This window comes from Holospora undulata HU1, assembly GCF_000388175.3.
Lineage (GTDB): Bacteria > Pseudomonadota > Alphaproteobacteria > Holosporales > Holosporaceae > Holospora > Holospora undulata_A.
This window is the reverse complement of sequence record NZ_ARPM03000090.1, coordinates 1-9,605: the sequence shown is the minus strand read 5'-3', so window position 1 is coordinate 9,605 and position 9,605 is coordinate 1. Positions and strand designations below refer to the sequence as shown.

Annotated in this window: 6 protein-coding genes, 1 tRNA gene and 1 pseudogene; 6 read left to right on the top strand and 2 right to left on the bottom strand. The window is 38.3% G+C overall.

All coding sequences use genetic code 11. The features are described 5' to 3' along the window. The first annotated feature begins 784 nt into the window (after positions 1-784). The 4 genes from K737_RS06735 to K737_RS01795 all read left to right on the top strand — a co-directional run bounded on the left by K737_RS06735 (position 785) and on the right by K737_RS01795 (position 3,966). Complete coding sequence (locus K737_RS06735; protein ID WP_161630405.1) at positions 785-2,266, top strand: trypsin-like peptidase domain-containing protein; 1,482 nt, start codon at positions 785-787, stop codon at positions 2,264-2,266. Then, a complete protein-coding gene (locus tag K737_RS01805) occupies positions 2,253-2,756 on the top strand; it encodes a transcription antitermination factor NusB (protein WP_006292176.1) in 504 nt (167 codons plus the stop codon). The genes K737_RS06735 and K737_RS01805 overlap by 14 nt, the downstream gene beginning before the upstream one ends. Positions 2,757-2,923: 167 nt before the next feature. Then, positions 2,924-3,832, top strand: coding sequence for a 4-hydroxy-tetrahydrodipicolinate synthase (gene dapA, locus K737_RS01800; protein WP_006292175.1), 909 nt, complete (start codon positions 2,924-2,926; stop codon positions 3,830-3,832). Positions 3,833-3,892: 60 nt separating this feature from the next. Further along, positions 3,893-3,966 (top strand) — tRNA-Arg (locus K737_RS01795). A gap of 332 nt (positions 3,967-4,298) precedes the next feature. Here the strand turns inward: K737_RS01795 and K737_RS01790 are convergent. Beyond that, a complete protein-coding gene (locus K737_RS01790) occupies positions 4,299-5,510 on the bottom strand; it encodes an outer membrane protein (protein ID WP_006292173.1) in 1,212 nt (403 codons plus the stop codon). A 297-nt stretch (positions 5,511-5,807) separates the two neighbouring features. Here K737_RS01790 and lipA point away from each other — a divergent pair, with 297 nt between their 5' ends. After that, positions 5,808-6,692 carry a lipoyl synthase gene (gene lipA, locus K737_RS01780; RefSeq protein WP_006292171.1) on the top strand — a complete coding sequence of 295 codons (885 nt, stop codon included), beginning with the start codon at positions 5,808-5,810 and terminating at the stop codon, positions 6,690-6,692. A 121-nt stretch (positions 6,693-6,813) separates the two neighbouring features. Here the strand turns inward: lipA and K737_RS01775 are convergent, their stop codons facing one another. Next, a complete protein-coding gene (locus K737_RS01775; RefSeq protein WP_006292169.1) occupies positions 6,814-8,298 on the bottom strand; it encodes a leucyl aminopeptidase in 1,485 nt (494 codons plus the stop codon). 676 nt (positions 8,299-8,974) lie between these two features. Here K737_RS01775 and K737_RS10950 point away from each other — a divergent pair. After that, positions 8,975-9,284 (top strand): annotated as a pseudogene (locus tag K737_RS10950) (transposase); the annotation flags it as partial. Positions 9,285-9,605: the final 321 nt, after the last annotated feature.

The window sequence follows — 9,605 nt, the reverse complement described above, 5'->3', positions numbered from 1 at the left end:
AACTTCCAATTGGTGCCATCGAGCATTAAATGCATTTTAGGAACTGGCTCCCAAATGCTTGATATTAAGGCTTTTGAGAAGAGTCCAGAATCAATTACTTGTCCTTTAAAAAAAACGCCTGACGCGTTCAAGCTTGGATTTTATTGAAGGTGGAGCGTTCATCTTGTGGATCAGCGCAGGATGCTGAACCTTTCGCTGATCGATCATACTAAGTACGAAGGTTCATTTGCATTAAACATTGTTGTTTGTTTTTAATAAAATAGCCTGTCTTTCGGATCTTTTAAAGACCCTTCAAAAAAGTGAGGGGGAGTATGGTATCATACACAATGCTCTTACTTGCGCCATAACTTTATGTGCGGTATTTTCGGATGTATTGGGGGGGCATCAAAAGACGACCTTCTATGCTCAGCTTTCTTTTTAAATTCCGCTTCTTGAACAATATTCACTATTCTATAAAATTCACCCTTTTTAACTCCTGTCAATTTGCGAAATTTTCTTCTTGCTATTTATTTTGATCTGTTCGTAGTTCTTACCTTACCTCCTGGTCTTTTTATCATAAATATTCTTTATAATCTAAGTTTGCGAATAAGTCTAATATTTTTCATACACTTTTATGGGCTTTATATTACAATAACTTTATTATTATTTGTGTTAGTCGTTTTTTAATAAAAAAATATTTTTTCTATCTTGATTTTTTATTAGAAAAACAAGATAATAAATAATAGAAGAAAAATAGGATTTTTGGGATCAAAAAAACATGATGATTAAGCGTATAATTTTTTTTATGGCCATAGCGTATGCCGAAATGTCTTGTGGGCAAAAAGAATACAAATCAGAAGAGCCTCCTTTGATGCTGTCAAAAATTCAAGATGAGTTTGCCCGTCTAGTTGAAAAATTTCTTCCTTCTGTTGTGAATATTGAGGTTGCTTGGGATGAAGTAGCTCATGATTCCTTTGGGGACAATGATTTTTTACAAGATTTTCTTGAAGGATTTTTGTTTCGAGATAAAGATTCTTCAGGAAAAAAGCGAGGATTTAGAGGGGGGGGACCGAAAATTCCTCAAAAACAGCGTGTTGCTTCTCAAGGTTCTGGATTCATAATAGGGTCCAAGCCTTCAAAAGAAGGAAAACAAAAAACTATTTATGTTGTGACGAACAAGCATGTTATTGAAGGGGCTTTGAAGCGAAACAGCAGTTCTGTATGTCGTCCCGGATCAAAAGTTAAAGTACGTCTTCAGTCTGGCATCAGTTACGAAGCTGAAATTTTAGGCAGTGATTTAATGTGCGATATTGCTGTCTTGGCGTTTAAGTCTGAAGAATCTCATCCCGAGCTAACCTGGGGGGATTCTGGAGCAGTAAAGCAAGGGCATTTTGCACTAGCTGCAGGGAATCCTTTTGGCCTGGGAGGAACAGTAACCGTTGGGCGTATTTCTTACAAAAATAGGGAATTTGGATCAGATAACGGAGACAATACAGAAGGGCCGGATCTCTTTCTTCAAAGTGATGCTGCAATGAACAAAGGAAATTCTGGTGGGCCTTTGCTAAATATCTATGGAGAGGTAATCGGTGTTAATACCGCCATCTTTAGTCCCACAGGAACTTATGCGGGTATTTCCTTTTCTGTTCCCTCAGCGCGAGCAAAGATCGTGGTAGATCAAATCATTGAAAAAGGTTTTGTGCACCGCGGAATCATTGGAGTATTTTTACACCCTAAAGAAGTGTATGGAACCGAGCATATGAAAAAAGGTATGCGGGGAGTTCTAATTAAAGAAGTTGCTCCAGGTTCTTCTGCAGATAAAAAGGGAGTTCGAGCGGGAGACGTAATTCTGTCTGTCAACGATACTCCAGTAAAGCATTGGATCCAAGTTCGTTCTATCATCGGATTTATTAAGCCCGGACAGTCTGTAAAACTAACGATATTGAGAGGAAAAAATCAGCTGAATATAGATGTTCCAGTGGAGTCTTTTTCGTCTGACACCTTGCAAAAAACCAATCAATTTATGGGAGTATCTTTTGGGACGAATTCAGGAAAAGTGGTAATCCAACAAATTGAAGAAGACTCTTTATGGAGAAGCACCTTAATTGAAGAAGATGAAATTCTTCGTTTAGGAGATCAAGATGTAAAGGATCCTAAAATTTTTGTAAGCCAACTTAATCAATTACAAGAAAAGGGGATTAAACGAATTATTTTAACTTTAAAAAGAAAGGGAAAAGAAATATCTCTTGTTCTTCCATTAGATCATGGAGGAGAGTATGAATCTTCGTGATTCTTGTGTTCAGGAGGATCTGACTTCAAAAAAGAAGAAACCTTTTTCTTCTCGTTCCGTTGCAAGAGCACTTGCCATACAGGGGGTGTTTATGATCGATGGCCCTTGTGTTAATGGGTTGCAAAGATTTTTGCGTCCTATTATTGAATGTGGAGCTCACGCTTTGTTTCGTGACGATGGTGATGATACGTTTTATCCTTTTGATACAGTTTTTGCACAAAATATTATTTTTGGAGTTCAGACTCACAAAGATTTATTGCAAGAAATAATTGAAACAGGATTGTCTAAATTTCGGACCGTACTGTATCTGGAAGAAGTTACAAAAAGTATTTTGCTGTGTGGCGCATGGGAGCTAAAGTACGCTACAGAAAATCCTGTATCCGTAATTCTGTACGAGTATGTTCAGTGGGCAAAACATTTTCTTCCAGAAGGAGGGTCAGGATTTGTACATGGCGTTTTAGATAAGATTCGTCCCGTACTGCGTGGATGAAAAGTAAAATTTTAGTGTGAGTGTAGGTTAGATCTAAGTTTGAAGGGGGCGGATGGAATTTTTTACTGATAAGGAGATAAGAGTGATGGCGTAATAAAGGGGGGCCTCTTGATTTTAACTGTCAGAGCGCCTTAGAATAGTCAGGACTTATTTAAATTTTTAGCATCGTGAATAATTACACCCCCTTTTTAAAAAATCCTTTGGTGTGGACCGCGTGTATCACGCCTTTTAAGGATCACAGTTTGAATATTGATTACGAAGCCTTAGAGCGAAATCTACGTAAACAAGCAGCATGTGAAAACGGTATTATCTTGTTTGGAAGCACGGGGGAAGGCCTTTCTCTGTCTATAGAAGAAAAGAAAAATATTTTAAATTTTGTAAGGCGACTAAGTTTGGATGTTCCCATACTTTCCGCAGTTCCTACGTATAGCCTAGAGAGTGCTATGGATTGGATTAAACAGTGTCAGGACTATGAACTTCAAGGATATTTAATTAGTACGCCTTTATATACTTGTCCTGGGGCAGAAGGGCAGACTCAGTGGTTTCAAGCATTACTGACCATTGCTCAACGTCCTGTTATGCTGTACAACGTTCCGCGGCGCACCGGGGTTAAGCTTTCTGCTGAAGCTTTATCTGTTCTTAAAGATTATCCATTTTTGGTAAGTTTAAAAGATTCCAGCGGATGCCTTTCCACAGCCTTTGAGTACATAAAGACTGCTCCAAGAATTGATTTGTTGTGTGGAGACGATCATTTGATGCCGGCCTATAGTACATTAGGATCCAAAGGGTTAGTGTCAGTTTTATCTAATGTTTGGCCAAATTTTGTAAAGTATTATGTTCAAGAAAGCTTAGAAGGAAAATGGAAGAAATCTTTTTTCTGGAATGCTCAACACGCGCTTTCTTCAGCTTCTAACCCTGTTCCTGTGAAAGCATTGATGCGTCTTTTGAATTTGATTTCTTCAGATATGGTGCGCTTACCTTTGTCAAAGAATGATATACCAGATCTGCAATCTTTACGTGTTTTACAACAAAGCGCTTTAGAAGAAATGGAATCTTGTGGATTGTCTGAGGTTTAATATTTAGGTAGAAAATAAGTCTATAAATTTTTAAAAAGTTTTGTTATAATGCACCTTGAAGCGCTCGTAGCTCAGCTGGATAGAGCACAGGATTCCTAATCCTGTTGTCGTGGGTTCAAATCCCGCCGAGCGTACTGTTCTATAGAAAGTTATAGAAAGTTTTTTCTTTGGAAATCTGTGATAGACCGGTCTAAAAAAAGAAAGTTTAGGACGGTGGGGTAAAGGTAATAATTTGAAAAAATTGAGTTAATTTTTTGTTAAATTGAAACAAATAAAATAAAAGGATAGATTTTAGGGGATATTTAATTTCAGCGGTTTAGACTATAGAAGTCGTTGGCAAAGATTTTTTTTAAGAGGCATTGTATAAGATAAGCATCACGACCTTTTATGAACTACGATTTTACCGACGATCTTTATCCTGCTTTGATAAAGTGTCGATAAAATTTTATGCAGGCGTTTTATGTTTCTATTTTTTACCAAACATATAGGTCAGTGTCACTAAAAACAAGTTGGCGTTGGTCTTTGACGATGGAGTTCCCAGATGGTACAAATTTTTTGGAACTATTGAAGAAAATTCGCTCCAGTTTTTTTTGCTTAGCCATTGGCGCTGGTATTCTAATCCTAATGAAACGCGTTGATTTAAAGCGTACCGCGCCCCACATGCCAGCATAGATCCTGGAACGGTTTTAGATAAGTTACCATAAGATTTTTCCAGAGGATTAAGATAAGAAAAATTTTGTTTTTGTAGTACAAGTCCAGGACCTACAAAAAGTTGCAAGCTCTGACCAATTACGTATCCGAACTCAAAGATAAATTCTGTAAACCATTTGTTCTTCAGACAAAAAACAACTTCTGTTTGACCTTCTTTTTCAAGAATATTGTAAACGTCTCCATTAGTGCTTACAGCACTAGACTTATACTTTATTTTGGAATAATCGTTATTAATTCCAAAAACACAGCGAAATCCCATAGTGTAAGACTTAAGCTTTTTTTGCATTAACAAAGCTAAATTCCAAGAAAACCCACTATGATTTTTCGTTTCTCCATTTTGGCCAAAATCTATCCACATATTTTCAGCGCCTTCCGTTTGGGAGGTCGATACCTTGGCTCTAAGACTTGGGTGGGGGGGGTGCACCATCTGTTTGCGTGTTAAGGCAGCCGTGTTTCCAGTTGCGTGGGCACCATCTGTTTGCGTTAAGGCAGCCGTATTCCCAGTTGCCTGGGCATCTGGATCAAGTGTTATGACTAAATGACCAGCACCACTTGGTTTGTCTGTAGTAAATGCGGTTGTGGGATTTGAAGGGTAAGGGTCTGCCCCTATGTACAAATTTCCTAAGTAGGTGTTGGAACTATTCTTAAATTGGAAGCCAGAATATTTGAACGGCTCTGAATTAGGGGTAAAAAAATTGTCCCATCGGGCTGAAACTTTATCGACCCAACCACCACTAGCACTGAGAAAGTGAATATGGTATTTAGTTGAGGGAGGCGTTGGTCCAATGCCATTCATTTTGGATGAAGCAAGGGTTCCTGTTCCTTGGGATTGCGTAGAAAGGTTTGCGCCACCGATTCCCACAGAAATACCAATTCCTGATGAAAAATTCTCTTTTAACGCATTTACTTCGTGCGTTAAAGAAAGAAAAGTTAAGAAAAAAATTATTTGTTTTGAACGATATACCATTTGAAAAAAGTCTAAGTTATCAACGAAGCAATTGAACCATGGTTAATATCAAAATGATGTTAACATCTAAAAATTTAATAAAAATCTTATGTGCAATAATAAATGAAGAAAACAATCAAAAATCAAAAAAACTTAATGACATAAGTGTAACGGAAAACCAACACAAAGGGGGGGGGGATTCATTAAGCAAGCAATGCATCATGTTTTTATCCTCAGCTTTCTTATAGTACGCTTAATCTTTTTCTTTTTGTTTTGTTATGCTAGGATAAAAAAAGATAACTGTAAGAGATTTTGTTTATGGCTCGTCTTGAAAAGCCTTCCTGGCTTCGGGTTAAAGTGAAATTAACACCTGAATATTTGGAAACTCAAGAACAGGTTCGACGCCTTGGGCTTTCTACCGTGTGTGAAGAAGCAGCATGCCCAAATATTTCAGAATGTTGGAGCAAGAAGCACGTAACAGTGATGATCCTTGGAGAAATTTGCACCAGAGCATGCAGATTTTGTAATGTCAAGACTGGAACCCCCACTAAGGTTAATACAAAAGAACCTGAAGAGGTTGCAGAGCTTGTTCATAAGTTTCAAGCACGCCATGTTGTTATTACTTCTGTAGATAGGGACGATCTTCCTGATGGGGGGGCGCAACAATTTGCCGATGTTATTCGTGCTGTTCGAAGCGTTAGCCCCAATACGACTATTGAAGTGTTGACTCCAGATTTTTTGGGAAAGGTTGGTGCGTTAGAGCGCGTTGTAGAGGCAGAACCAGATGTTTATAACCATAATGTAGAAACTGTTCCTCGTTTATACGCTCAAGTGCGTCCCCAAGCGCGGTATTTTAATTCATTGTTTTTGTTGAAGCGTGTAAAATTTTTAAATCCAAAGATATTTACAAAGTCGGGATTAATGTTGGGGCTTGGGGAAGATCGAAAAGAAATTAGTCAAGTGATGAACGATTTGCGGGAAGCGGAAGTAGATTTTTTAACCATTGGACAGTATCTTCAGCCTAGCCCACACCATCATCCGGTTTTACGCTATGTTCCAGAAGATGAATATTTACGCCTAGAAAAACGTGCATACCAGAAGGGATTCTTGATGGTGAGCGCTTCTGCATTTACACGCTCTTCTTACCATGCAGAATATTTATTTAATCAGCTAAAAGCTAAAAAATTAGCATCTTCTTCATAGAAAACCACATCTTTACGAGAATAGTTCTGATGCGCACATCAAGGGATGAGGAAAGGATAAAAAAACTCTTCCCTTTTTTGGTCATACAAAAGGGAAGGCGTTGCTTAAATAAGTAATATTTTTATGAACAGCATTTTCCTTGGTTACAGCACCCAAAAGTCTGTTTTTTTAAGAGAAAAGAGTACAACGTTTGAACTCCAAATCCTGATCCCCCTTTAGGACACAACAGGTGATCTGCAGTTAAATGATCTACACTTGCAATATCTAGATGGATCCACTTTTGTTCTGGTTTAATAAATCGTTTCAAAAATTGAGCTCCAATCGAACTTCCAGCACCATATCCAGGACTGGCTATATTTTTCATGTCGGCGCAATCACTATCTAAAGCACGATCAAAGGCTGAGTCTAAAGGAAGATGCCAAAATTTTTCTCCTTCCTCTTTCCCACAGGTTCTAATGGCTTCAATAGTTTTTTCACAAGTTCCAAATATTCCTGCGTATTCCGGCCCAAGGGCAACCCTCACGGCTCCAGTCAACGTGGCGACATCAATAATAAGATGCGGATTAAATTTTTCTTGGGCATACCACAGTGCGTCTGCTAAAATCAAACGTCCCTCTGCATCTGTGTTTAAAACTTCAATGGTCTGACCTGATAAGGAACGCACGATGTCTCCAGGGCGTTGCGCAGTGCCTGAAATAGCATTCTCTACCAGAGGAATTACCACAGAAAGATTTAATGGAAGCTTATCTATTGCTGCTGCTCGAATAACGCCCGCAACTACTGCTGCTCCTGACATATCCATTTTCATACTTTCCATTCCCGAGGAAGGTTTAAGGGAAACCCCCCCTGTATCGAACGTTACTCCTTTTCCAACAAGCGTTACCCAAGGTGCATCACAGGAAGCTGCCCCATGCCATTGAAGAACTGCAAGACGTGCTTCGTGAATGCTTCCTTGAGCTACTCCTAGTAACGCTCCAAAGCCCAAAGACTCTAAAGAAGCCTTCTCGATTATTTCAACGCGAATTCCAAATTCAGAAAACTCAGTAAGATCTTGAGAAAATTTTTGAGGAGTCAATATATTGGCAGGCTCATTGCATCGTTGTCTTGTCCAATGAATACTTTCAATGCTTGTGCGATACCGTTCTATCTGTTGCGTTAAAGAGGGGGCGCCCTTAATGGACTCATTGTAAATAACGTAAAGATCTTTACAAAAAAGCTTAGGCAAAGGATTGGATTTTGTTCGATACCCATCAAACCTCCATCCTTTAAGCATTAATCCGTAAAGCAGCTCTTCGGGAAAAGAAGACCAAGGTAAAATTTGCAAAGCACTGTAAGATAAGGATTGGCATAAATTCCACAGTGCACCTCCTTGACAGCGGATCTCATACACAGATTCGAAGGTGCCCACATCTAAGAATATGATTCGTTGTCCTGATTCAACACAAATATCAACGTATTTTCCTTTTCCAAGTTTAAGCATAGAAAGCGCTTGCTTTACCGTATCTGACTGGGGAATAAGAGATTTTTCTCCAAGAATTTCTCCGTCACAGACTGCTAAAACAAGGGGAATATTTTTCTGGATGTCGGCTGTAATATGAACGTGCATGTTGATAATATCACTAATTTTGCTCTTTTTAATTATGGTATAATATGTCTTGGAAATCAATGCGGAACTGATAAAAGTGCTGAAAGTTATAGAAACAAATGTTTTAATTTTACTTTTGTAAAAACAGAGCTTTAGAAAAAAATATAAAATCAGAAATAAAAGCAATATCGGCTTATAAGTGCAAAGGGTGAACCTTCAATGAAAAAAGAAAGAGCAGTAAGAAATTGATTTAAAGCTGATGCTTTTTCAAAAGGATGGGTAATGAAAGAAAGCGAAAAGAAGGAATAGGGGATGATGTGTCAAAAGCACAGGTAAAAAAAAAGTAAAAACAGGAAGAAAGAAAGAGGGGTAAAGAAAGGTATTGAGGGTATATTAAACCTCCAGAGCTAAAATTAGGATAGCACATCATATGACCAGAGTCTTCCAGAATTTTTTGCATGTACTGGCCTTTGTGAAAAGAAGAATAATTCTTAACGATTACGCTCTTTTCAGGTAAATTGGCTGCTCTACCTAAGGCGTAAAAACTGCAGTGCTAACAAAAGTCCGTAATTAAGCTAATGCGGTTAATAGCACTCCAATCAAAGCACCTATTGCATTAAGGCCCGTCCTCAATTAAGTTGATTTTTTTCGTTGGTTTTTAAGAATTTAATAAAAATTCAAAAGAAATTTGTATTTAATGAGACGTTATGTGTTGAGGAAGGAAGAGGGATCGGAAAAAGGATCTTTTACCTGGAAAACCGGGGGATATAGGCTTACAGCAAAAGACAATCGCCTGTTTGTGGAGGCTGTTTATACCGTTACCGTGCAGGAATTCCGTGGAAAGATCTGCCAGAGAGGTTAGCGATAGCTATCTATCCCGTTTTACGAGGTGGAGCCAACCAAAAGGGCGTAGTCTTTGAGGCGCTGGAAAAAGACGTCGATAACGAGTGCGCGATGATCGATTCCACGATTGTGCGTGCTACCAACACAGCGCTGGCTCTAAAAAAAGACAAAAAACAAGCTATAGCCAACATCGGATAAAAAAGTCATGGAAACGAGTTGAGAATTGAGTTAGAGTATGAATCAAAAAAATAAAAACATGACATTCTCTGTTCAATTTCGTAAAAAAGCACTTAAGCTTCAATCAGAAAAAGAAAGCTATAGTATACTTTCCGAAAGATTTAAGATTTCAAACCCAACACTCAGTAGATGAAAAAAAGATAATAAAGCCTAAGCTAAGAAAAAATAAACCTGCAATTAAAATAGATAGCGATACCTGATTCTTATAGCTAAGAAAGAGTAAAAAGGCTTGAAGTGTGCGCATCTAG